We start from the raw sequence: 23,138 nt of genomic DNA, 5'->3' as shown, positions 1-23,138 counted from the left end.
ATTGTCGAAGTTCGTCGCTGAGCGTGTGCTGTGTCCAACCTTTCAGTTTTTCCAGAGCTTCAACCATACACGAGTTTCGCACAAAACTAATTTGGGTACGCTAATAAAACACGGATTTGCTCAGTAATAGCACTTTTGATTACGTCCCAATTTTGTTGATAAAGGGTTATTTTTTCAGATATACGACGTTTATGTTGTTCAAATCACGCAGAAATAGCGAGAAAAATATGATTTCTTTGCGCTCGGCTCGTGCGAGCCTGACAGCGTTCAATACCACAGTTTTGTTTAACTTCTCGATGATAAACTTCAACAGACCAACGGGCATCCATGATAGATTTGAGGTATTGACGGGTGGGATTCTCTTTGTTTGTTACTATGTAATCAATACGGCCGTTTTTGGCTGTAAATTTGAAAACGGTTACCCAACCATATCCTCGCAAGTGTATTGACGTTCCTTCTTCTGAGATGTCTAACTTGTTCAGTTGTTTGTTATGGTTAACAATCCTATTTTTCCTCAGCGTGGTTACCCAGATCCAACCATGAGAGCGAATTGATTTCAGGTTATCCAGGCTAGAATACCAAGCAAGCATCCATCACTACCGCTTCTGGCATGATCCCTCTTTTTTTAGCAAGAGTGAGCATTTCGGAAAAGTGCGTGTTTTTTGTTTTTCCATCAGAATCTTTATCATAAATAAGATAATTGATAGGAATTGATTCAACCTTCGTCAGATCATGCCAAAGCAAATTAACTAAACCTATGCCAGCAATAACCTCATGTTCATTACCTGAATATTGATAATGGACCATCACTATTTTTTTACTACGTGTTTTGGCAATCAATGTATCATCGGCAATTAGTACGCAAGGGCTTTTTTTGTCTATAGAAGGTTCAACTAATCGCCATAGGTCTTTAGGTCTAAAACATCTACTTTTTAGCCATCGGCTAACAGTGTCATGAGATAAAGGCGATGGGCTTACTTCTGATAACGCTAAACCAGAGTATCTTAAACTGCTTACTTGTAAGAATGTTTTATAGATATCTTTAATACATGGATAACCCGACAAAATATGAACACCCTGATTTTTTCTTGTTTTTAAATTTATACTTCTTTTTTGGAGATTGCGAAACTCGTGTTATGGTCACAAAACTTTTCTATCACTAATTGGCATGAGATGGAATTTAATCGCGCAAAAGGCTATGGCAATGGCGGCAAAGAAGGTGTTAACGGTCCGATAGCCTTATGGTGGACGCCTTTTGAAACCTTATCTGCAGGTATTCAATATCGCTATGCTGATAACAAACTTGGTGATGATTTTTATAACGACGGGATCATTTATACCATCAAATATAATTTTTAATCACGTAAGCTAACGTAAAGCCAGCTTATTTGAAAATGAATACTATTTTTTAACTAATGCTAAATAATAAATATTTAAAACTAACTATTATTTAGCATAATAATTAATTTTCGATCTATAAAATCACATTTTGATTTCCTTTTATCTGCTTCTTTTTATTAATAATAAAATTATTTAATGTAAATAATTGTGAACCAAAAAATAATCATTTAAACAGTTCTATAATGAATTCAATTTTACTTCTGATCACTTTAACAGAAAGTAATAACAATTATATTTGTGCGCCTTACAATTGTTTACACTAATATAACCTTACCGTAAAATACCCACACTGAACAAAACGACAATAACCATCTTTGTCATTTGGGGTCGCTAAATGAGACTTATAAAATATAAAGGAAGTATTGGAGTCATCTCACTGCTTGCTATTGTTTTCCTGCTAACTGGTTGCGATATGGTATTAATGGATCCCAAGGGAGCCATTGGTGTTGAACAAAAAAGACTGATACTGACTGCGCTTGGTTTAATGTTAATTGTTGTCATTCCAGTCATTTTTATGGCAATTATCTTCGCCAGAAAATATCGAGCAAGCAATAAACAAGCAACCTACCGGCCAGATTGGGCACATTCAAATAAAATTGAGTTAGTTTGCTGGACAGTTCCTATCATCATCATCATCATTCTTGCCGTAATAACCTGGAAAACAATGCATCAACTGGATCCTTATAAACCATTAGAAAGCGATAAAAAACCGATTACCATTCAGGTCATTTCTACCGATTGGAAATGGGTGTTTGTCTATCCAGAAGAAAATATCGCTACCGTTAATGAAATCGCCATTCCTGTCGGTGTGCCAATTAACTTTAAAGTGACGGCCGAGTCAGTGATGAATTCTTTCTTTATCCCTGCACTTGGTGGTCAAATTTATGCGATGGCTGGTATGCAAACGAAGCTTCACTTAATCGCTAATGAACCTGGTACCTATAAAGGCTTCTCATCAAGTTATAGCGGTCACGGATTTTCAGACATGAAATTTAATGTAATTGCAACACCTGATACGGCAAGCTTTGATAAATGGGTGCAAAAAGTAAAAACATCTACCAAAACGCTAGATAGCATGGCTACATTTAATCAATTAGCTAAACCTAGCCACAATGTCCCTGTTACCTATTTTTCAAGCGTGAAACCAAATCTCTATGAAGAACTGATATTAAAATTCGGCCATGAACATCATATCAATCATGCTAACAAAACCGAACATGAAATGTCTGGCAATCAAATAATGCATATGAACCACTCTGCTCATGTCGATGCTAAGGAATAAATAGTATGTTGGGTAAATTAACGCTCGATGCAATCCCTATTCACGAGCCAATTATTGTCATCACTGTGATCTGTATTTTATTAGCTGGCATAGCTATTTTAGGCGTTATCACCTATTTTGGTAAATGGACGTGGCTGTGGAGCGAATGGCTAACTAGTGTAGATCATAAAAAAATTGGCATTATGTATATTATCGTTTCCATGGTAATGCTACTACGCGGTTTTGCTGATGCCATAATGATGCGAGGTCAACAAGCATTAGCGTCAGCCGGCGAGGCCGGTTTTTTACCTCCTCATCATTATGATCAAATCTTTACCGCTCACGGTGTGATCATGATTTTTTTCATGGCAACACCTTTCGTGGTTGGCTTAATGAATTTAGTTGTGCCATTGCAAATTGGTGCTCGCGATGTAGCCTTTCCGTTTTTAAATTCTCTCAGTCTTTGGTTATTTGTCGTTGGTGTTATCTTGATTAACCTATCATTAGGTGTCGGAGAATTTGCGCAGACCGGTTGGCTAGCTTATCCCCCATTGTCAGGTAAGGAATACAATCCTGGTGTCGGGGTAGATTATTGGATATGGAGTTTACAAATATCAGGCATTGGCACCACCCTAACCGGAATAAACTTTTTTGCCACCATTCTACGGATGCGGGCGCCTGGTATGTCAATGATGAAAATGCCTGTTTTTACTTGGACAGCGCTTTGTACTAATGTACTAATTATTGCAGCATTTCCTATCCTAACCGTTACTATCGCACTACTCACACTTGACCGATATTTAGACACCCATTTCTTCACTAATGATATGGGCGGCAATATGATGATGTATATCAATTTGGTCTGGGCTTGGGGACATCCTGAAGTTTATATATTAGTGTTACCTGTTTTTGGCGTATTTTCGGAAGTCACAGCGACATTCTGTAAAAAACGTTTATTTGGTTATACGTCTCTGGTCTGGGCGACCATTGTTATTACTGTAATGTCGTTTGTCGTCTGGTTACATCATTTCTTTACCATGGGAGGTGGGGCAAATGTCAATGCCTTCTTCGGTATAGCTACCATGATTATTGCTATTCCAACTGGAGTAAAAATATTCAATTGGTTATTTACCATGTACCATGGCCGTATCGAATTTAAAACACCAATGCTCTGGACGATTGGTTTTATTGTTACCTTTTCGATTGGTGGGATGACTGGCGTACTATTGGCCATTCCCGGTGCAAATTTTGTGCTGCACAATAGTTTATTTCTGATTGCCCATTTCCATAATGTCATTATCGGTGGAGTGGTTTTTGGTTGCTTTGCTGGTATGACCTACTGGTTCCCGAAAGCATTTGGCTTTACATTAAATGAAAAATGGGGCGTTCGTGCTTTTTGGTTTTGGATCAGTGGTTTCTTTATTGCCTTTATGCCACTTTATATACTGGGCTTTATGGGAATGACTCGTCGTTTAAGTCAAAATATTGATCCACAATATCATCCAATGCTGATGGTCGCTTCACTCGGTGCTGCGCTTATCGCTATCGGTATTCTCTGCCAAGTCATTCAAATAATTGTCAGTATTCGCGATCGCCACAAAAATCGCGATTTCAGCGGCGATCCATGGGATGGTCGTACATTAGAATGGTCAACATCGTCCCCTGCACCTTTTTATAACTTCGCGAAAGAACCACAAATTGATACGCGTGATGCTTGGTGGGATATGAAAGAAAAAGGGATTGCATATCAACAACCAACCAAATATGAACCCATTCATATGCCACAAAATACTGCTGCCGGAATAATTATTTCAGCGTTTTGTTTAATCTTCGGTTTTGCTATGGTCTGGCATATTTGGTGGCTAGCGATTATTGGTTTTGCTGGTATTATAGCCACCTGGATTGGCAAAAGTTTTGATGACAATGTTGATTATTATGTCCCTGTAGAAGAAATTAAACGTATTGAAAAACAGCATTACGATGAACTGAAAAAAGCAGGTATCCATCATGTCAACTAATTCAATAGCTAATCAACATATTGCCCATGAAAATCATGGGCATCATGACATAGGCGCAACAAAAATATTTGGTTTTTGGATCTATTTAATGAGCGATCTGATCCTGTTTGCTTGCCTTTTTGCTACCTACGTTGTTCTAGTTCATGGTACTGCCGGAGGCCCGACAGGAAAAGAGATTTTCGACCTCAATTTTGTCTTGGTCGAAACCTTCCTGTTATTGTTTAGTAGCATCACTTATGGATTTGCCATGCTTGCGATGCATAAGCAGAAAATAAATCTGGTGAAATTATGGCTACTGATTACTTTTTTATTCGGATTCGGCTTTGTTATCATGGAAATTTACGAATTTCATGAGCTCATTTCTGAAGGTTATGGGCCTGATCGCAGCGCTTTTCTTTCCGCTTTCTTTACGCTAGTTAGTACTCACGGTATTCATGTAAGCTTTGGTGTAGCCTGGATCATCATCATGATAATCCATATCTCACGTCATGGCCTCACTGCCGTCAATCAAACCCGTTTAAGTTGTTTAAGTCTTTTTTGGCATTTCTTAGATGTTGTTTGGATCTGTGTATTCACCGTTGTTTATCTGCTGGGGGGCACTTGCATGAGTTACACAAATACACCGCACTCTGGTGCTAGCCACGGCAGTATGAAGACTTATTTAATTGGCTTTATACTCTCGGTCACTTTAACGGTCATCCCCTTTTGGATGGTAATGAATAGTACCGCATCCCATGACACTGTCTTATGGATCGTTGTTGGTACGGCAATTAGCCAGATTTTGGTACATCTTGTCTGTTTCTTACATATGAATACCTCTTCAGATGACCGTTGGAATCTGGTTGCCTTCCTGTTCACAATGCTAATTATAGGCATTGTCGTTATTGGCTCGCTGTGGATAATGTATAACCTGAACATCAATATGATGCTCGACTAAAGAGTTGTGGATCTAATGAAGCAATATCTACAAGTGACCAAACCAGGCATTATTTTCGGTAATCTAATTTCTGTTATTGGCGGCTTTCTGCTCGCAGCTAAAGGTATAATAGATTACCCACTATTTATTGCCACATTACTCGGCGTATCTCTGGTTATCGCTTCTGGTTGTGTTTTTAACAACTATATTGACCGAGATATCGACCGAATGATGGAGAGAACCAAAAATCGACCTTTAGTTAAAGGACTTATTGCGCCGAAATTTTGCCTAATTTATGCCACCCTACTGGGTATTGCTGGCATAGCTTTACTTTATATTGCCACCAATGCCTTAGCGGCACTACTGGCCGTTATCGGTTTTATCATATATGTCGGTATTTATAGTCTCTATATGAAACGTAAATCGGTTTATGGCACCCTGGTAGGTAGCTTGTCCGGCGCTGCGCCGCCAGTTATTGGTTACTGCGCTGTTGCTGATCAATTTGATATGGGAGCATTGATTCTGCTATTGATCTTTAGCTTATGGCAAATGCCACACTCTTATGCAATTGCTATTTTTCGCTTCAAAGATTATCAAACCGCCAATATTCCCGTATTACCAGTGATTAAAGGAATTTCGGTCGCCAAAACTCATATCTTTTTATATATCCTTGCTTTTATGGTAGCAACCATTATGCTCACCATTAGTGGCTATGCCGGCTACAAATATCTTATTGTTGCCGCCGCGGTGAGTTTATGGTGGCTTGGTATGGCAATTTCTGGCTTTAAAAATCAGAATGATGATCGCCTTTGGGCACGGAAACTGTTTATATTCTCTATCCTGGCAATTACTTCTCTCAGTGTCATGATGTCGATTGAATCCAACTGTTACCGCTGAACAGATTTTTGTCTATCTCAAATAATAATTGATCTTAAATAGTGGCAGATAATTGCCACTACCTTCACGGTTAAAACATCCAATATGCGAATGAATTCCTCACTTTTTTATCTATATCTTGCTAATGCTTACTCGACAAATAGATTAACTAATAGATTAAACCATTTTACAATGTTCACTTGTAAAATTTCTGAGATAAACTATGAATGATACTAAAATGACGCCTACTGAATTAAAGGCAACTTGGGGGTTAGGGGCGGTATTTACATTACGTATGTTAGGCATGTTCATGGTATTACCCATCTTAGCCAGCTATGGACGCGAACTGAAAGATGCCAATGAATTGTTACTTGGTCTGGCTATTGGCATTTATGGTATCAGTCAGGCTATCTGCCAAATCCCATTTGGTTTAATGTCCGACCGATTTGGTCGTAAGCAATTAATTATCGCCGGCTTACTCATTTTTATTGCCGGTAGTGTGATTGCCGCAATGACAGATTCTATCTGGGGTATCATTATAGGTCGCGCGTTACAAGGCGCAGGGGCTATTTCTGCTGCAATTATGGCGTTGCTGTCCGATCTGACTAGCGAACAAAATAGAACTAAAGCGATGGCTTTTATGGGAATAAGCTTTGGCATCACTTTTGCTATTGCACTCGTTCTCGGCCCAATTATCACCCATGCTATCGGTTTACATGGCCTTTTGTGGGGAATAAGCTTACTTGCCTTTGGCGGGATATTAATAACTCGCTTTGCCGTACCAGATAGCCGATATCATAGCGTTAATCGCGAAACCCATTTTATAAAAAATAGTGTACAAACAGTGATTAATAATCGCCAACTAGTTAAACTTAATTTTGGCATTTTTTGTTTACATACGTTGTTGATGGCAAATTTTGTTGCTTTACCGTTAGTGATGATCGATTCAGGTCTGGCAGCTAATCAACATTGGAAAATATATTTACTAACTTTACTTCTTGCTTTCATTACGGTGCTACCTTTTGTTATCTATGCTGAAAAGCAGCGTCGAATGAAACAAGTTTTTCTATTATGCATTGGCATCTTATTTATCTCTGAATTAACATTTTGTTTTTCCAAACAACAATTTTGGTTAATCGTATTAGGTCTTCAGCTATTTTTTATTGCCTTTAATGTTGTGGAGGCATTATTGCCTTCACTTATCAGTAAAGAAGCGCCTGCTGGATATAAAGGAACCGCGATGGGTCTCTACTCAACCAGTCAGTTTCTAGGCGTTGCTTTAGGCGGGATCTTAGGGGGATGGCTTTTTCAATTAAATGGTGCTTCCTTGGTCTTTATGGCCGGACTGATACTTTGTACATGTTGGTTTTTTATTAGCTTAAATATGCATCAACCTGCTTATACTAGTAGCATTCGTTTACTTTTCCCCCAACAGATCAAAGATGTTAATTTACTACAAAGCCAATTAATGAATGAGCCCGGTGTGCGGGAAGTGATGTTCGATCTTAAAGCACTTAGTGCCTACATTAAAATAGATAAAAAAATTATCAGTCGGCAACAGTTGGAAACTATTATTAATAACCAATAACACACTACCTGCTGTAGGATACAGCAGGAATGATAAATTTAGTCACGAAAATTAGTAAATTGAAAAGGTTGCCCAAGTTCAGCCTCTCGCACTAGCGCTATCACAGATTGTAAATCATTGCGTGACTTACCGGTTACTCGCACTTGTTCTCCCTGAATTTGCGCCTGAACCTTCAATTTACTTTCTTTAATTAGTTTAATGATCTTTTTTGCCATTACCGAATCAATGCCTTGCAGTAAGGAAGCATCAAGGCTATAAGTTCTGCCACTATGAACAATATCGTCAGGTATATTCAAGACAGCGCCATCTATTCCACGCTTAGCTAATTTCTCGCGTAAAATATCTACCAATTGGTTTACTTGAAAGTCGGACACGCTCGTTACTTTAATCGACTCATTCTTTTCATTGAGTTCAAAACTGGCTTCAACATTGCAAAAATCCCAACGACTAGCCAATTCACGTTGCGCATTTTCAACGGCATTACTCACTTCATGCATGTCAATTTCAGAAACTATATCAAATGATGGCATATTTCATGACCTCCTTATTACTCATAAAATAGCATAATACTACTTTTTATTATCAGCAAAAGCTCTATACTTAATGTTAAATAAATTCCCCAAAAAGCATAATTGATTCAGTCAGATAAAAAACAATAGCGATCTTTAGTGCTGGCGCTGTTAGCAAGTTATGGCTGACAACATGCTAAATCCAATCATTTATCCATTAATTAGACCGAGAGAAACTCTAATGTCACCAACCGTTCTCGTCTGCCTGGCGCATGGTAGCGAAGAAATAGAAGCCGTAACAGTGATTGATCTGTTAACTAGAGCCGAGATCCCAGTAACAACTGCAAGTACCGCAGATAATAGCGAATTGGTGTTAACTTGCTCACGTGGAGTAAAAATTGTTGCTGACACTCAGTTAGTCAATATCATTGAACAGGATTTTGCTGCTATTGTATTACCTGGTGGATTGAAAGGCGCGGAGGCGTTTCGTGATAATCCGCTGATCATTGAAAAAATTCGCCAATCTCATCATCAGGGTAAAATCATTGCTGCTCTTTGTGCCGTGCCGGCAATCGTACTAGAACACCATAATTTATTTCCAATCGGCAATATGACCGGTTATCCGGCTTTACAAAGTAAAATTGCCAGCCACAAACGCGTTGATTGTCGTGTCTATTATGATGAACGGGTAAAACTACTTACTAGCCAAGGGCCTGCCACAGCTATTGACTTTTCACTTAAACTTATCGAGCTATTAGTTGGCAAAAAAAAGGCAGCGGAAGTTGCTTCGCAGCTTGTCCTGCCGCCTGGTATTTACAACTATGCCAACTAACGGTGATATGGCAAATTGTGTATATTCACTTAAAACTCGCCTATCCTTGAGACGAAAAAGTCAATAGATTACCACTAAGGACGATACACTTTTACATTTTTAAAACCTTGTTCATGTAAATAAAGTGCCTGTAAGCGGCTCATAACACCGCGCTCACAATAAAGCAAATAGGGTTTTTCTTGTGGTAACTCACCAAATTGGTTATTTAGCTTATAAAATGGCAATAACCTTACTTTAACACCTTCAAGCTTCAGTGGACGCGCTTCCTGTTCATCAGGGGAACGAATATCCAGCACAATATCATCGCCTGAAAATGTAGTGACAATTTCCACTTCTAGCGTTTTATCTTCGCTATCATTCATTATCTGACGAATATCAATATTTTGTGCTGTACTAACAACGTGATCAAGCAGAGAAAAATCAAAATTAGTTTCCTGCGCTTCAATTTTAGCTTTTACTGCTTTCACAGTTGGCTTTTTCGAAATCACGCCACAAAACTCAGGCATAGTACGGGCAAAATCTGCCGTTCCTATCTTGCGAGCAATGTTAATAATATTTTCTTTATCATGTGAAATTAATGGCCGCAAAATTAATGTATCTATAACATTATCAATTACACGTAGATTGGTTAATGTCTGGCTAGAAACCTGTCCTAACGCTTCTCCGGTTACTAAAGCCTGAACCCCATAACGTTCTGCTATTATAGATGCAGCGCGAACCATCATCCTTTTCAATACCACGCCCATCTGGCCATCATCAATTTTTTCAAGAATTTCGCTTACAATCGGAGCAAAATCTATCGCGACAAAACGCACTTTATGTGAACGACCAAAACGATGCCAAAGATGGTAAGCAACCTGCTTGACGCCAATTTCATGACTGGCGCCACCCAGATTAAAAAAGCAATAATGAACTCGGCAACCACGCCGCATTAACATATAGCTAGACACACCTGAATCAAAGCCACCCGATATCAACGACAAAACATCTTCTTGAGTACCAATAGGAAAGCCACCAATCCCTTGAATACGGGATTTAACAAGCATGACTTTATCCTTTTCAATTTCAAGATTGATGGTGATATCAGGCTGATTGAGTTTTACCTTAGCTGATGAAATATGTTGATTTAATCCCCCACCAACATAACGTTCTACTTCAATTGAAGTAAAGTCGTGCTGACCACGACGCTTAACGCGTACACAAAAAGTTTTATTGGTTAGCCATTCAGCATAAGTTGCATAAGCTAACTCAAAAATATCATGGAGATCGCGGAATTGATATTCTTCAACTAACAGAATATCATGGATGCCAGGAATTCTGGTTAAGGCATCGCAAATTTCATCATGATATGTGTTTTTTTTGGTGCGAACTTCGATATTATCCCAATGGCGAATAACGGTTATTTCCGCATCTAACACCTTCAATATATTAAGAATATTGCTAGCCAAGATCTTAATAAAGCGCAAGCGCACTGATTGGCTTTTAATGGTAATTTCAGGAAATAGTTTAATAATAAACTTCATAATTTTGTATAAAAGTCGGTTTTTATTTTTGCGAATAAACGCATATTATGCATATTTATTAGCAGAGCATTTGATTTTAAGATGGGAAGTATATCACTATATTGCTGTTCGTCGCTAAAAATCACAAAAAGAATAAATTTTCTGCATAAATGTAGTAAAATAAATCGCCTGACGGGCATATTCACCTGATATTAAGGCAAGTAAAACGATTATGGCTAAAAAGAAAATATCTGATAGACAAGATCCGCTATCTTTTGAAACTTCTCTGACAGAGTTAGAGCAGATAGTCACACGCTTAGAATCAGGCGAACTTCCGCTGGAAAAAGCATTAAGTGAATTTGAACAAGGGATCCAATTAGCCAGACAAGGCCAGAAAGCGTTGCAACAGGCAGAACAACGTGTCCAAATTTTGTTACAAGCCGATGACCATGCACCACTAGACAACTTTACGCCGGAAGATAAATAAATCATGTCTGAAATAGTGACACTTTCTTTTGCGGATCAACGCCAATGGGTACAGGATCGCGTCAATAAAACACTACTAAAGCAATTCCAGCGCCTACCGTTTAATCAAAGTCAACTGGTCACAGCGATGAAATATGGCACATTACTTGGTGGAAAGCGACTAAGGCCTTTTTTAGTTTATGCTATAGGTGATATGTTAAATGTTGCCGTGGAAAACCTGGATGTACCTGCTGTGGCCGTTGAATGTATTCATGCTTATTCATTAATCCACGATGATTTACCCGCAATGGATAACGATAATCTACGTCGTGGCCAGCCTACCTGCCATATTTCCTTCGGTGAAGCTCATGCCATTTTGGCTGGTGATGCCCTGCAAACACTTGCCTTTGACATCTTGTCTCGTTCCGCTATGCCTGATGTTAGTGATACTAATCGGCTGGCAATGATAGCTGAGCTGGCTACTGCTAGTGGAGCAGCCGGCATGTGTGGCGGTCAAGCACTCGATATGGAATCAGAAGGTCAACAAATTGATATAGCAACCTTAAAATCTATTCACCATCATAAAACCGGCGCTTTAATTCGTGCCGCCATCAGAATGAGTGCACTTGCGGCTGGCAGCCAAAGCTACAAATTACTACCATTATTAGATAATTATGCCAATGCGATTGGACTGCTATTCCAAGTCCACGATGACATTCTTGATGTTACTGGTGATACAGACACTTTAGGTAAAAATCAGGGATCTGATGAAAAACATAAAAAAAGCACCTATCCATCATTAATCGGTGTTGAACAAGCACAAAAAAAAGCCAACAATTTATTTGAACAAACACTGGATGCGCTTTATAGGTTAGAACAACAGTATGGATTAAATACGGAAACACTACAAAATTTAACACACTTTATTATCGAACGAAAAAGCTAATTTTCTTGATTCAAAAACAGAATATTTTACCAGTAATAAAAATTCAAAATAATCTTTTGGCGGCCTACTACAGCGTCATGGGTATAAACAAAAAACAATTATTTAATGGGCAGACATGAGCATTGATATCACTTCCTATCCAACTTTAGCATTAATAGAAACGCCGGAAGAATTGCGACTTTTACCAAAAGAAAGTCTGGTCAAATTATGTGAAGAGTTGCGACAATTTTTATTAAATAGTGTTAGCCGTTCCAGTGGACATTTTGCTTCTGGATTAGGAACCATTGAACTTACTGTCGCTTTACACTATGTCTATAAAACCCCATTTGATAATCTTATCTGGGATGTCGGTCACCAGGCATATCCACATAAGATATTAACTGGCCGCCGCGACCGGATTGATACCATACGACAAAAAAATGGCTTACATCCTTTCCCCTGGCGAGCAGAAAGTGAATATGACATTCTCAGTGTCGGTCATTCCTCGACTTCTATCAGTGCTGGACTTGGCATGGCAGTAGCTGCTGAATATGAAAATAAAGATCGCAAAACGGTTTGTGTTATTGGTGATGGCGCCATTACCTCAGGTATGGCTTTTGAAGCAATGAACCATGCGGGTGACATTCATAAAGATATGTTAGTGATCCTCAATGATAATGAAATGTCAATTTCAGAAAACGTCGGGGCGTTAAATAATCATTTAGCGCAACTGTTATCGGGCAATCTATATACTAGTTTACGTGAAGGGGGCAAAAAGGTATTTTCCAATATTCCCTCAATCAAAGAATTGTTAAAGAAAACCGAAGAGCACCTTAAAGGTATGGTGATCCCTAGTACTATGTTCGAAGAACTAGGCTTTAACTACATTGGTCCCATTGACGGCCATGATGTACTCACATTAGTACAAACATTAAAAAATATGCGTGAGTTAAAAGGCCCACAGTTTTTACATATCATGACCAAAAAAGGCAAGGGGTATGAGCCCGCCGAAAAAGATCCTATCAGCTGGCATGCGGTGCCTAAATTTGATCCAGCAACTTTTAGCCTTCCAAAAAACAATAATAGTCAATTAACATTTTCACAAGTTTTTGGCGATTGGTTATGCCAAGAAGCAGCAGATGATCCTAAGCTGATGGCTATCACACCAGCCATGCGAGAAGGATCGGGAATGGTTGAATTTTCCAAAACCTATCCCAAACAATATTTTGATGTTGCTATTGCAGAACAACACGCTGTGACTTTTGCTGCTGGCCTTGCCATTGGAGGCTATAAACCTGTCGTTGCTATTTATTCTACTTTTTTACAACGCGCTTATGATCAAGTGATCCATGATGTCGCCATTCAAAAATTGCCTGTCCTGTTTGCTATAGATAGAGCAGGCATTGTTGGTGCCGACGGACAAACCCATCAAGGTGCTTTCGATCTATCGTTTTTACGTTGTCTACCAGATATGATCATTATGTCGCCGAGTGATGAAAACGAATGCCGGCAAATGCTACATACGGGTTATCACTATCAGGATGGCCCTGTTGCGGTTCGTTACCCAAGGGGAACAGGCTCTGGCACCACTCTACAACCTTTAGCAAAAATTCCAATCGGTAAAGGAATAATTCGCCGCCAAGGAAAAAATGTTGCCATCCTAAATTTTGGCACATTACTTAATGAAGCGATGAAAGCCGCAGAATTACTCGATGCCACCGTGGTCGATATGCGGTTTGTAAAACCGTTGGACGAAACATTGATATTGGAAATAGCTCACAACCATAAGCTATTAGTAACATTAGAAGAAAATGCAATTATGGGGGGAGCCGGTAGCGGCGTTAATGAATTTTTATTAAAAGCCCATCACATTATGCCTATCATTAACCTCGGCTTGCCTGATCACTATATCGCACAAGGAAATCAAACAGAAATTCAGGCTGAATTAGGACTTAATGCGGAAGGAATTGTAAAATCAATTAACAACTATTACGCCAAATAAATTAATAAATATGTTGAAAATCAAAAGCAGCGGTTTACCAAACGCTTTTGATTTTTAGTAATTCACTTACATTATAAAACGGGTAACCAGTGTGCAAGCGCAGCCACGATAACCATAGCAAAAATAGCCGCGATAATATCATCTAACATAATACCTAGCCCGCCACCTACTTGCCGATCAAACCAACCTATAGGCCAAGGTTTTAGCATGTCAAAAAAGCGGAAAAGCACAAACGCTATCAATACCCATTGCCAACTAACTAACGGTATCACCATCAGGGTCATCCACATGCCAATAAATTCATCCCACACAATACTACCGTGGTCGTGAACTTGCATATCATCGGATGTCCGTTGACAAATAACAATACCAACAAAAAAACCAAATAAAATAATAAACCAACATAACCAAACGGGTAATAACCAATACATCAGTAGCCAGAATGGAATAGCAGCTAACGATCCCATTGTTCCAGGAATGATGGGTGATAAACCACTACCGAATCCGGTTGCCAATAGATGCCAGGGATTTGATAGCTTTAAACGAGATTTTGCATCAGTCATAGCAAGCTTCCACAATAAAATGATCAAAACCAGTTAAATTAGGTGAAACCTCTTTATTCCCATAAAAATAGCGGATCCCTTCTGATTCTGGTGTTATCTGGCCGATACAATGAAAATTTGCCCCAGTATGCGCTAGTGCTGACTCTAATGCACCACGATTTATCTCAGGCACTGTAAAGCACAGTTCATAATCTTCTCCACCACTTAACGCCCAGGTTAACGCCTGTTCTGAGGTAACTTGTCTGCGCAATACCTCTGATAATGGCAAAGAATCTAATTTAATTTTAGCGCCACGGCCACTGATTTTGAGAATATGTCCAAGATCAGAAATCAAGCCATCAGAAATATCAATCGCAGAAGAAGCAAGATGACGTAAAGCTTGCCCTTGCAAAATACGAGGCTGTGGCCTTAAATGACGTTGGATCAACCAATGACGATCTTTTTCATCATCGACAACCAGCTGTGATTGTAAAATCGCAAGACCTGCAGCACTATCACCCAATGTTCCGGTAACATAAATCCAATCACCATTACAGGCTCCAGACCGGGTTAGTGATTTTCCTGTCGGAATCAAACCATGGGCTGTATAGGTTAAACTCATTGGCCCTCGTGTTGTATCGCCACCAATAAGTTGCATTTCATAGTAATTAAGCTGTTCAAATAAGCTAGAGCTAAATCTTGCCAGCCAATCTTCATTGATTTGTGGCAATGTCAACGCCAGAGAAACCCAGGCAGGATCCGCTCCCATAGCGGCTAAATCACTTAAATTAACCGCCAAAGATTTATAGGCTAAATCTTCAGGTGAAATACTATCAAGAAAATGGATACCTGCAACTAGTGTATCGGTAGTAATCGCTAATTGCTGTCTTTCCGGTATTGTTATCAATGCACAATCATCACCAATACCGATATTAACGTCATGCCGATTTTGCTGTTGACGATTAAAATAACGCGCGATGATATCAAATTCGCCACAAACCATAATAATATTCCAATATACCATGCTCCGATTGCTATAAGGCTATCACTGCACCTTATAATCAAAATGAACATCAGATTATTCGAAAAGCCTGAACACCATTATTTCTTACGCACAGTAGTAGGAACAACTTTATCGAGCGCACCATTGATAAATTTGTGACTCTCCTCGGCACCAAAAACTTTTGCTAATTCAATCGCTTCATTAATAGCAACTTTATAAGGTACATCATCACGATAACAGAGTTCAAACATAGCTAAACGTAAAACCGCTTTCTCTACCTGACCAAGCTCGCCAAGCTGACGAGAAAGATAAGGAGCCATTTTTTTATCCAGTTCTAACACATGAGTTGAAACGCCATTAAGTAGTTCACGGAAATAAGTTACATCAACATCTGACATATCCTGTTCAGATAAAAATTCCACTTCAACATCAGCAATACAATTACCCGATAATTGCCAAGAATAAATCGCCTGAACAGCACACTCACGCGCGCGATGACGAGCAGCAGGTTTCACAAAATTCCCCTTAAATAAAATAGTTAGCCTTTAATGGCTTGAATTACATTAACCATTTCTAGTGCAGCTAATGCAGCATCTGCACCTTTATTTCCCGCTTTTGTACCTGCGCGCTCAATTGCCTGCTCAATATCCTCGGTGGTTAATACACCAAAGGCAACCGGAATATTACTTGTCATCGCAACATTAGAAAGTCCAGCACTACACTCACCGGCTACATATTCAAAATGCGAGGTTGCACCACGTATAACGCTAGCAAGTGCAACAACTGCATCATATTTTTTGGTTTCTGCTAATGTTTTAATCGTCAAAGGCAGTTCATAAGCACCTGGTACCCAAACTACCGTAATATTTTCCTTTGCAACTTGGCCAACACGTTCCAAGGTATCAATAGCGCCTTCCAGCAAGCTATTGTTGATGAAATGATTAAAACGTGCAACAACGATTGCTATACGAGCTTTGGGTGCTGCTACCGTACCTTTTATTACCTTCATAGCCTTCCTTAAATACTAATTATTCTTTACAGAAACGACAATTTTATCATATTCTTTTCTATACTGCGCTGCTGAATTTAGCTAACTTTAAAACAGTCATTAGGAACGCTAAATTTAATCAATTAAATGTTACATTACTTTAACTATACTACTTTACTATATTAAGCTAACCAGTTAATGAATATGACATTACAATGGTCGAAGTGTTAAACGTAAATCAGGTCCAATAAGTTCAATATTAATAAATTCAAATGCAGCTGCATCTTTCAATTTTTGTAATGCTGGAATATTAATTAATTCTTTTGCGGTTCCACCTAAAATTTTAGGCGCAATATAAACAATCAATTCATCAACTAATCCTAGTGTTAACAAAGCACCGGCAAGTGTTGGACCGCTTTCGACCCAAACTGAATTAATATTACGTTTAGCCAGCTGCATCATCAGCAAAACTAAATCAATGCCTTTTTCGTAGGTTGGGATGGCGATTTGCTCAACATCACCCCACCAATTTTGCGATATGGGATTAGGGCGAATAAGCCAACATTCACCATCTGATTTTGTTATAATATGTTCTGGTTTTACTTGATTCTCACTATCCAAAACAATTCTTATTGGTTGTCGAAGACGCTCTTTAGGGTAAATATTTTGTAGCTCAGGCGCAAAATCTGTCCAACGAACATTCAAAGCTGGATTATCAGCTAAAACAGTAGCACTGGTAGTCAAAATTGCGCTCGCCTGAGCCCTGAAACTTTGTACATCTTGGCGAGCTACTGGCGAAGTGATCCATTTACTTTCACCTGATGCAAGGGCCGTCCGCCCATCAAGTGATGCGGCTAACTTAAGTTGAACATAGGGGAACCCTGTTCGCATTCTTTTTAGAAAACCTTGATTTAATTGTTCAGCTTCATCCATCAGTAAACCATGTAATACTTCGATGCCAGCCTGCTGTAATTTAAGTAAACCACGCCCTGCAACCTGTGGATTTGGATCTTGCATAGCCACAACAACTCGCCGAATACCTGCTCTAATTAACGCATCTGCACAAGGTGGCGTTTTACCATAATGACTGCAGGGTTCTAATGTGACATAAGCAGTTGCTCCGTTCGCTTTTTCACTCGCCATTTGTAAAGCATGAATCTCAGCATGCGCCTCGCCTGCTTTGCAATGAAAACCTTCACCCACAACCTCACCATTGCGTACAATGACACAGCCTACATTCGGGTTTGGTGAGGTAGTAAATCGTCCTTGCTTGGCCAATGACAACGCACGGCTCATAAACTGCTTATCAAACGTGGTCATTTTTACTATTAATCCTGTAACTTAGCAATTTCTTCGCCAAATTCACGAATATCTTCAAAACTACGATATACCGAAGCAAAACGTATATAAGCAACTTTATCCAGCTTTTTCAACTCATCCATGACAATTTTTCCAATCATCTTCGCCGGAATTTCTCGCTCTCCGGTTGCGCGAAGTTGCGATTTTATATTGTTAATAGCTGTTTCCACATCATCGGAACTTACCGGGCGTTTTTCTAATGCTTTTTGCATACCTCGTCTAAGTTTGTGTTCATCAAATGACTCACGTACATCATCACTTTTTACCACACGCGGCATGACTAATTCAGCCACTTCAAAAGTAGTAAAACGTTCATGACATTCAAGACATTGTCGACGACGACGAACCTGCGAACCATCGCCAACCAGACGTGAATCAATCACTTTGGTATCTACAGCGGTGCAAAATGGGCAATGCATAAAATTTCCTGATTTTAGGGTCCGGTTTTTCAGTTTAACTCAGCTATCAATGAAAAACACCCTGCTAGCGCAATCTAACAGGGTGTGAGTTAACAAAATTCGCCTTTACGGCAGCAGAGAATGTTGATCCGCTCCCTCTTTTTCTACTTTAGGAGGAAGCAAATGCTCTCGTTTCATTCCCATCTTTAATGCTAGAGCAGAAGCAACATAAATAGAAGAAACGGTTCCAATCGTCACGCCAATTAACATAACTAGAGAAAATCCTTTCAGTATTGACCCACCAAAAAGATAGAGCATCAATACCACTAATAAAGAAGTTCCTGATGTAATAAGTGTTCGACTCAATGTTTGGGTCAATGAAACGTTAACTATTTGGTAAGAAGTACCGCGGCGGATCTTGCGGAAATTTTCACGAATACGATCAGAGACGACAATGCTGTCATTTAATGAATAACCGATGACCGACATTAATGAAGCAACGATAGTCATATCAACTTCAATCTGAAAAAGCGATACAATGCCTAATGTAATAATCACATCATGCGCTAATGATATTACTGCACCAGCAGCCAGACGCCATTCAAAACGGAAACATACATAAATCAAAATACAGATCAAAGCAGCTAACAGTGCCATTGCACCGGTTTGAGCTAATTCACTGCCTACACTCGGCCCGACAAATTCGATGCGCTTAACCGTTGCTTGATCATCAACATTTTTGTTAATGACTGAAATAATGGACTTACCGATTTCTTGACCTGCCACGCCTTCAGTAGGAGGCAATCGGATCATAATATCTCGGCTACTACCAAAATTTTGAATCAACGGCTCTTGATGGCCATTATTCGCTAAACTCTCTCTAATTTTATCAAGATCCGCAGGTTGACTGAGATTAATTTCAATAACAGTCCCGCCGGTGAAATCCAATCCCCAGTTAAATCCTTTCAATGAAATAACCGTAACCGAAAGAATAAATAAAGCAATTGAGATACCAAAAGCTAAATAATCCCAACGCATAAAATCAATAACTTTACGGCCATGATTTAACTGTTCTACTGTGTAATCTTGCGCCACAACCACGCTCCTTAAATAGACAGCTTTTTAATACGTTTACCACCATACAATAAGTTCACGATAGCACGTGTTCCTACAATTGCAGTAAACATGGAGGTGGCAATACCAATAGCCGTAGTAATGGCAAAACCCTTAATTGAGCCGGTGCCTACCGCATACAAAATGGTTGCCGTGATCACAGTTGTCAAATTCGCATCTAAGATACTGGAAAATGCCCCCTTGTAACCTTCATGTATCGCTTGCTGTATTGAACGACCATTCTTTAATTCTTCTTTAATACGTTCATTAATCAACACATTCGCATCAACGGCAACAGCAAGCGTTAAAACAATACCAGCAATTCCCGGCATGGTTAAAGTAGCCCCCGGTAATAGCGACATAATCCCCATAATGAGGATCAAGTTTGCTAATAATGCAGAACTGGCAATCAGACCAAACTTGCGATAATAAATGACCATAAATAGAACTGAAGCTAGCAAACCGGCTAATGATGCTTTCATTCCTTGCTCAATATTTTGCAATCCTAATGTTGGCCCAATTGTGTGTTCTTCAACAATTTGAATAGGTGCAATTAATGCGCCAGCACGTAATAATAAAGATAATTGACGAGCTTCAGTTGGATGACTGATACCAGTAATACGAAATTTGCTACCAAAGCGGGCAGAAATTCTGGCGACATTAATGACTTTTTCATCTTTTACCAAAATAGCACGACCATTGGCATCCTTTCGCCCGCTATCTTTATATTCAACAAATAGGGTTGCCATCAATTTATCCTGATTATCACGGGTAAAATCAGACATAATTGAGCCACCAGCGCTATCCAGACCAATGCTTACCTGCGGGCTGCCCATTTCATCCAAATCCGATGTCGAATCAGTAATATGATCGCCTGTCAAAATAACGAGTTTATAAAGAACAACAGGCTCACCATCGCGAGTATATTTTATCTCAGAATCACCCGGAATATGGCCACGTTGAACAGCCGAACTGTCTATGCCGACATTAACTAAGCGAAATTCCAGCGTTGCAGTAGCACCAAGGATCTCTTTTGCTCGCGCCGTATCTTGGATACCCGGTAATTCAACGACAATACGATCAGCGCCCTGACGCTGTACCAATGGTTCAGCAACGCCTAATTGGTTAACACGATTACGGATAATATTAATATTTTGTGATACTGCATAATTACGTGCTTCACGGATCCGCTCATCTGTCATTACTGCCGTTAATAGATTGTTATTGCCAGCAGTAAAAACCAAATCGCGATAACGTGGTGTCAAATAAGATTCCGCTTGCGAACGCCCACTATTATCACGAAAACGAATTTCAACACCGTAATTATCTATTTTACGTATAGTTGAATATGGGATCCCTTTTTCACGTAAATCACTACGCAGGCCATCCATATTCTGTTCTTGCAATTTACCTAAGGCTGTTTCCATATCCACTTCCATTAAGAAGTGAACGCCACCACGCAAATCTAACCCTAATTTCATTGGTTCACCGCCCAATGCTCTTAAGCAATGAGGGGTTGCAGGTGCCAGATTTAACGCTACGATATACTGCTCTCCTAAACCGGCAACTAAAGTTTCGCGTGCATGTAGCTGGACATCTGGATTATTAAAACGAGCAAGAATTACACCACTTTCCAGTGCAATTGATTTACTTTCGATTTTCTCTTTCTTTAAAATATTGCGAACTTGATCCAAAGTCTGTTCATTGGCTGCGGTTCCCCGCACGCCAGTAATCTGAACAGCCGGATCCTCTCCATAAAGATTGGGAAGCGCATACAGCAGACCGATGAGCAACGCAGCGATCAGCATCAAATACTTCCACAAAGGATAACGATTTAGCACGGCAATTCCCTTCGGGAAAATCAGAAATTAGATAGATTTCATTGTACCTTTTGGAAGTACAGCAGCAACGAAATCACGTTTAATGGTTACTTCATTGGTGTCATTTAATGCAACAACAATGTAACCCGTTTCAGATACTTTAGTGACGCGGCCAATTAATCCACCGGTTGTTAGTACCTCATCACCTTTAGCAATAGAATCCATTAATTTTTTGTGCCCTTTAGCTCGCTTCTGCTGTGGGCGTAAGATCATCAAATAAAAAATCAATCCGAAAACAACCAGCATGATGATCAAAGAATATGGGTTTCCTTGCGCTTGGCCACCAGCTGAAGCGACTGCTTCAGAAATAAACAAACTCATCAAAATTTCCTCATTGTGATTAAAACAATATTTCTAGCTCAAAAAATTAATCCAAGCCTATAAATCCTACACTGATTTGATTCAATTAGCACGACTGAAATTATACTCTAGTTTGATGAAATCGATTTATTGATCCGTCGATAAAAATCTACTGCAAAAGCCTCAAACTCACCTTTTTCAATCGCTTGTCGAATTTCAGCCATTAGCCGTTGATAATAACGCAAATTGTGTAAGGTATTAAGCCTGGCACCAAGAATTTCATTACATCGGTCAAGATGATGTAAATAAGCACGGCTATAGTGAGAGCAAGTATAGCAGTCACAATGGGCATCTAACGGCGAAGTATCCGATTTGTATTTAGCGTTACGGATTTTAATTACACCTTCAGTGACAAATGGATGGCCATTTCGAGCATTCCTAGTTGGCATTACACAATCAAACATATCAATACCGCGCCGAACCCCTTCAACCAGATCCTCCGGTTTACCGACCCCCATTAAATAGCGTGGTTTATTGTGCGGGATTTGTGGGCAAACATGCTCTAAAATACGGTGCATATCCGCTTTAGGTTCACCGACAGCTAAACCACCAACAGCGTAACCATCAAAACCAATCTCGACCAGGCCTTTTACGGATATATCACGTAAATCCGGATAAACGCTGCCCTGAATAATGCCAAACAACGCATTTTTATTAGCTAACTCATCAAATCGTTGGCGACTACGTTTTGCCCAGCGAAGAGACATTTCCATCGATTTTTTGGCATAACCCCACTCTGCCGGATAGGGTGTGCATTCATCAAAAATCATGACAATATCCGAACCAAGATCGTACTGAATTTCCATCGACTTTTCAGGGCTCAGGAAAACCCTTTCGCCATTGATTGGATTGCGAAAATAAACACCCTCTTCTTTAATTTTACGCATGGCACCAAGGCTAAAAACCTGAAATCCACCGGAATCAGTCAAAATTGGTCCTTGCCATTGCATAAAATCATGCAGATCGCCATGTAATTTCATTATTTCCTGTCCAGGACGTAACCATAAATGAAAAGTATTGCCTAACAGGATTTGGGCTCCGGTTTGTTTAACTTCTTCTGGCGTCATCCCTTTGACTGTACCATAAGTGCCAACCGGCATAAAAGCAGGCGTTTCTACAATCCCACGCTCAAAAATCAAGAGACCACGACGAGCTTGGCCGTCTTGGCTTTGTAATTCATATTTCACTTTGCCTCTCTAG

At 39.5% G+C, this 23,138-nt stretch carries 21 protein-coding genes and 3 pseudogenes; 11 read left to right on the top strand and 13 right to left on the bottom strand.

Features of this window, described 5'->3' with window-relative positions:
- Positions 1-86: 86 nt before the first annotated feature.
- Positions 87-1,065, bottom strand: a pseudogene (locus V3224_RS29775) (IS701 family transposase).
- Between the two features lie 72 nt (positions 1,066-1,137).
- Here V3224_RS29775 and V3224_RS06480 point away from each other — a divergent pair.
- The 7 genes and pseudogenes from V3224_RS06480 to V3224_RS06450 form a co-directional block, all read left to right on the top strand.
- Positions 1,138-1,359: pseudogene (locus V3224_RS06480) on the top strand (outer membrane protein OmpK); the annotation flags it as partial.
- Between the two features lie 376 nt (positions 1,360-1,735).
- Positions 1,736-2,683 carry a cytochrome o ubiquinol oxidase subunit II gene (gene cyoA / locus V3224_RS06475; RefSeq protein ID WP_334469414.1) on the top strand — a complete coding sequence of 316 codons (948 nt, stop codon included), beginning with the start codon at positions 1,736-1,738 and terminating at the stop codon, positions 2,681-2,683.
- A 5-nt stretch (positions 2,684-2,688) separates the two neighbouring features.
- Positions 2,689-4,680 carry a cytochrome o ubiquinol oxidase subunit I gene (gene cyoB / locus V3224_RS06470; protein WP_334469413.1) on the top strand — a complete coding sequence of 664 codons (1,992 nt, stop codon included), beginning with the start codon at positions 2,689-2,691 and terminating at the stop codon, positions 4,678-4,680.
- Positions 4,670-5,275 (top strand): annotated as a pseudogene (locus V3224_RS06465) (cytochrome o ubiquinol oxidase subunit III); the annotation flags it as partial. The gene cyoB and the pseudogene V3224_RS06465, both read left to right, overlap by 11 nt.
- A 9-nt stretch (positions 5,276-5,284) precedes the next feature.
- Entirely contained in the window at positions 5,285-5,617 is a 333-nt protein-coding gene (locus V3224_RS06460) for a cytochrome o ubiquinol oxidase subunit IV (protein ID WP_334470329.1), read from the top strand.
- Positions 5,618-5,632: 15 nt separating this feature from the next.
- Positions 5,633-6,493, top strand: a complete 861-nt coding sequence (cyoE, locus tag V3224_RS06455) for a heme o synthase (RefSeq protein WP_334469411.1) — start codon at positions 5,633-5,635, stop codon at positions 6,491-6,493.
- A 202-nt stretch (positions 6,494-6,695) separates the two neighbouring features.
- The gene (locus V3224_RS06450; RefSeq protein ID WP_334469409.1) at positions 6,696-8,060 is read left to right on the top strand and encodes an MFS transporter; all 1,365 of its coding nucleotides are present in this window, start codon (positions 6,696-6,698) and stop codon (positions 8,058-8,060) included.
- 38 nt (positions 8,061-8,098) lie between these two features.
- Here the strand turns inward: V3224_RS06450 and V3224_RS06445 are convergent, their stop codons facing one another.
- Positions 8,099-8,590, bottom strand: a complete 492-nt coding sequence (locus V3224_RS06445; protein WP_334469408.1) for a YajQ family cyclic di-GMP-binding protein — start codon at positions 8,588-8,590, stop codon at positions 8,099-8,101.
- Between the two features lie 220 nt (positions 8,591-8,810).
- Between V3224_RS06445 and yajL the strand changes: the two genes are divergently transcribed.
- Positions 8,811-9,401, top strand: a complete 591-nt coding sequence (gene yajL / locus V3224_RS06440; RefSeq protein ID WP_334470328.1) for a protein deglycase YajL — start codon at positions 8,811-8,813, stop codon at positions 9,399-9,401.
- A gap of 74 nt (positions 9,402-9,475) precedes the next feature.
- Here yajL and thiI read toward each other — a convergent pair whose 3' ends face one another.
- Complete coding sequence (gene thiI, locus V3224_RS06435; RefSeq protein WP_334469407.1) at positions 9,476-10,924, bottom strand: tRNA uracil 4-sulfurtransferase ThiI; 1,449 nt, start codon at positions 10,922-10,924, stop codon at positions 9,476-9,478.
- Positions 10,925-11,135: 211 nt separating this feature from the next.
- Between thiI and xseB the strand changes: the two genes are divergently transcribed.
- The 3 genes from xseB to dxs all read left to right on the top strand — a co-directional run bounded on the left by xseB (position 11,136) and on the right by dxs (position 14,295).
- Positions 11,136-11,390, top strand: coding sequence for an exodeoxyribonuclease VII small subunit (gene xseB / locus V3224_RS06430; RefSeq protein WP_032115113.1), 255 nt, complete (start codon positions 11,136-11,138; stop codon positions 11,388-11,390).
- A 3-nt stretch (positions 11,391-11,393) separates the two neighbouring features.
- The gene (gene ispA, locus V3224_RS06425; RefSeq protein WP_334469405.1) at positions 11,394-12,314 is read left to right on the top strand and encodes a (2E,6E)-farnesyl diphosphate synthase; all 921 of its coding nucleotides are present in this window, start codon (positions 11,394-11,396) and stop codon (positions 12,312-12,314) included.
- 115 nt (positions 12,315-12,429) lie between these two features.
- Positions 12,430-14,295: a 1-deoxy-D-xylulose-5-phosphate synthase gene (gene dxs / locus V3224_RS06420; RefSeq protein ID WP_334469404.1), complete on the top strand. Its 1,866-nt coding sequence runs from the start codon at positions 12,430-12,432 to the stop codon at positions 14,293-14,295.
- 71 nt (positions 14,296-14,366) lie between these two features.
- Here the strand turns inward: dxs and pgpA are convergent, their stop codons facing one another.
- The 10 genes from pgpA to tgt all read right to left on the bottom strand — a co-directional run bounded on the left by pgpA (position 14,367) and on the right by tgt (position 23,125).
- Positions 14,367-14,858, bottom strand: coding sequence for a phosphatidylglycerophosphatase A (gene pgpA / locus V3224_RS06415; RefSeq protein ID WP_334469403.1), 492 nt, complete (start codon positions 14,856-14,858; stop codon positions 14,367-14,369).
- Positions 14,851-15,840 carry a thiamine-phosphate kinase gene (thiL, locus tag V3224_RS06410; RefSeq protein ID WP_334470326.1) on the bottom strand — a complete coding sequence of 330 codons (990 nt, stop codon included), beginning with the start codon at positions 15,838-15,840 and terminating at the stop codon, positions 14,851-14,853. The genes pgpA and thiL overlap by 8 nt, the downstream gene beginning before the upstream one ends.
- A gap of 98 nt (positions 15,841-15,938) precedes the next feature.
- Entirely contained in the window at positions 15,939-16,355 is a 417-nt protein-coding gene (gene nusB / locus V3224_RS06405; RefSeq protein ID WP_334469402.1) for a transcription antitermination factor NusB, read from the bottom strand.
- Between the two features lie 23 nt (positions 16,356-16,378).
- Entirely contained in the window at positions 16,379-16,849 is a 471-nt protein-coding gene (gene ribH, locus V3224_RS06400; protein WP_032115107.1) for a 6,7-dimethyl-8-ribityllumazine synthase, read from the bottom strand.
- 189 nt (positions 16,850-17,038) lie between these two features.
- Positions 17,039-18,148: a bifunctional diaminohydroxyphosphoribosylaminopyrimidine deaminase/5-amino-6-(5-phosphoribosylamino)uracil reductase RibD gene (gene ribD, locus V3224_RS06395; protein ID WP_334469400.1), complete on the bottom strand. Its 1,110-nt coding sequence runs from the start codon at positions 18,146-18,148 to the stop codon at positions 17,039-17,041.
- Between the two features lie 8 nt (positions 18,149-18,156).
- A complete protein-coding gene (gene nrdR, locus V3224_RS06390; RefSeq protein WP_026821453.1) occupies positions 18,157-18,606 on the bottom strand; it encodes a transcriptional regulator NrdR in 450 nt (149 codons plus the stop codon).
- Between the two features lie 105 nt (positions 18,607-18,711).
- Entirely contained in the window at positions 18,712-19,680 is a 969-nt protein-coding gene (gene secF / locus V3224_RS06385) for a protein translocase subunit SecF (protein WP_334469392.1), read from the bottom strand.
- Between the two features lie 11 nt (positions 19,681-19,691).
- The gene (secD, locus tag V3224_RS06380) at positions 19,692-21,539 is read right to left on the bottom strand and encodes a protein translocase subunit SecD (RefSeq protein ID WP_334469390.1); all 1,848 of its coding nucleotides are present in this window, start codon (positions 21,537-21,539) and stop codon (positions 19,692-19,694) included.
- Between the two features lie 27 nt (positions 21,540-21,566).
- Positions 21,567-21,899 carry a preprotein translocase subunit YajC gene (yajC, locus tag V3224_RS06375; protein WP_334469388.1) on the bottom strand — a complete coding sequence of 111 codons (333 nt, stop codon included), beginning with the start codon at positions 21,897-21,899 and terminating at the stop codon, positions 21,567-21,569.
- Between the two features lie 107 nt (positions 21,900-22,006).
- Positions 22,007-23,125: a tRNA guanosine(34) transglycosylase Tgt gene (tgt, locus tag V3224_RS06370; RefSeq protein WP_334469386.1), complete on the bottom strand. Its 1,119-nt coding sequence runs from the start codon at positions 23,123-23,125 to the stop codon at positions 22,007-22,009.
- Positions 23,126-23,138 lie beyond the last annotated feature (13 nt).

This window comes from Arsenophonus sp. PmNCSU2021_1 (assembly GCF_036919435.1).
Taxonomy (GTDB): domain Bacteria; phylum Pseudomonadota; class Gammaproteobacteria; order Enterobacterales; family Enterobacteriaceae; genus Arsenophonus; species Arsenophonus nilaparvatae.
This window is presented reverse-complemented; position numbering and strand designations above follow the sequence as displayed.

Bases quoted from the DNA above. Each gene is read 5' to 3' on its own strand.
- cyoA (WP_334469414.1), top strand. From the start codon at position 1,736: ATGAGACTTATAAAATATAAAGGAAGTATTGGAGTCATCTCACTGCTT.
- cyoB (WP_334469413.1), top strand. From the start codon at position 2,689: ATGTTGGGTAAATTAACGCTCGATGCAATCCCTATTCACGAGCCAATT.
- V3224_RS06460 (WP_334470329.1), top strand. From the start codon at position 5,285: ATGAGTTACACAAATACACCGCACTCTGGTGCTAGCCACGGCAGTATG.
- cyoE (WP_334469411.1), top strand. From the start codon at position 5,633: ATGAAGCAATATCTACAAGTGACCAAACCAGGCATTATTTTCGGTAAT.
- V3224_RS06450 (WP_334469409.1), top strand. From the start codon at position 6,696: ATGAATGATACTAAAATGACGCCTACTGAATTAAAGGCAACTTGGGGG.
- V3224_RS06445 (WP_334469408.1), bottom strand. From the start codon at position 8,590: ATGCCATCATTTGATATAGTTTCTGAAATTGACATGCATGAAGTGAGT.
- yajL (WP_334470328.1), top strand. From the start codon at position 8,811: ATGTCACCAACCGTTCTCGTCTGCCTGGCGCATGGTAGCGAAGAAATA.
- thiI (WP_334469407.1), bottom strand. From the start codon at position 10,924: ATGAAGTTTATTATTAAACTATTTCCTGAAATTACCATTAAAAGCCAA.
- xseB (WP_032115113.1), top strand. From the start codon at position 11,136: ATGGCTAAAAAGAAAATATCTGATAGACAAGATCCGCTATCTTTTGAA.
- ispA (WP_334469405.1), top strand. From the start codon at position 11,394: ATGTCTGAAATAGTGACACTTTCTTTTGCGGATCAACGCCAATGGGTA.
- dxs (WP_334469404.1), top strand. From the start codon at position 12,430: ATGAGCATTGATATCACTTCCTATCCAACTTTAGCATTAATAGAAACG.
- pgpA (WP_334469403.1), bottom strand. From the start codon at position 14,858: ATGACTGATGCAAAATCTCGTTTAAAGCTATCAAATCCCTGGCATCTA.
- thiL (WP_334470326.1), bottom strand. From the start codon at position 15,840: ATGGTTTGTGGCGAATTTGATATCATCGCGCGTTATTTTAATCGTCAA.
- ribH (WP_032115107.1), bottom strand. From the start codon at position 16,849: ATGAAGGTAATAAAAGGTACGGTAGCAGCACCCAAAGCTCGTATAGCA.
- ribD (WP_334469400.1), bottom strand. From the start codon at position 18,148: ATGACCACGTTTGATAAGCAGTTTATGAGCCGTGCGTTGTCATTGGCC.
- nrdR (WP_026821453.1), bottom strand. From the start codon at position 18,606: ATGCATTGCCCATTTTGCACCGCTGTAGATACCAAAGTGATTGATTCA.
- yajC (WP_334469388.1), bottom strand. From the start codon at position 21,899: ATGAGTTTGTTTATTTCTGAAGCAGTCGCTTCAGCTGGTGGCCAAGCG.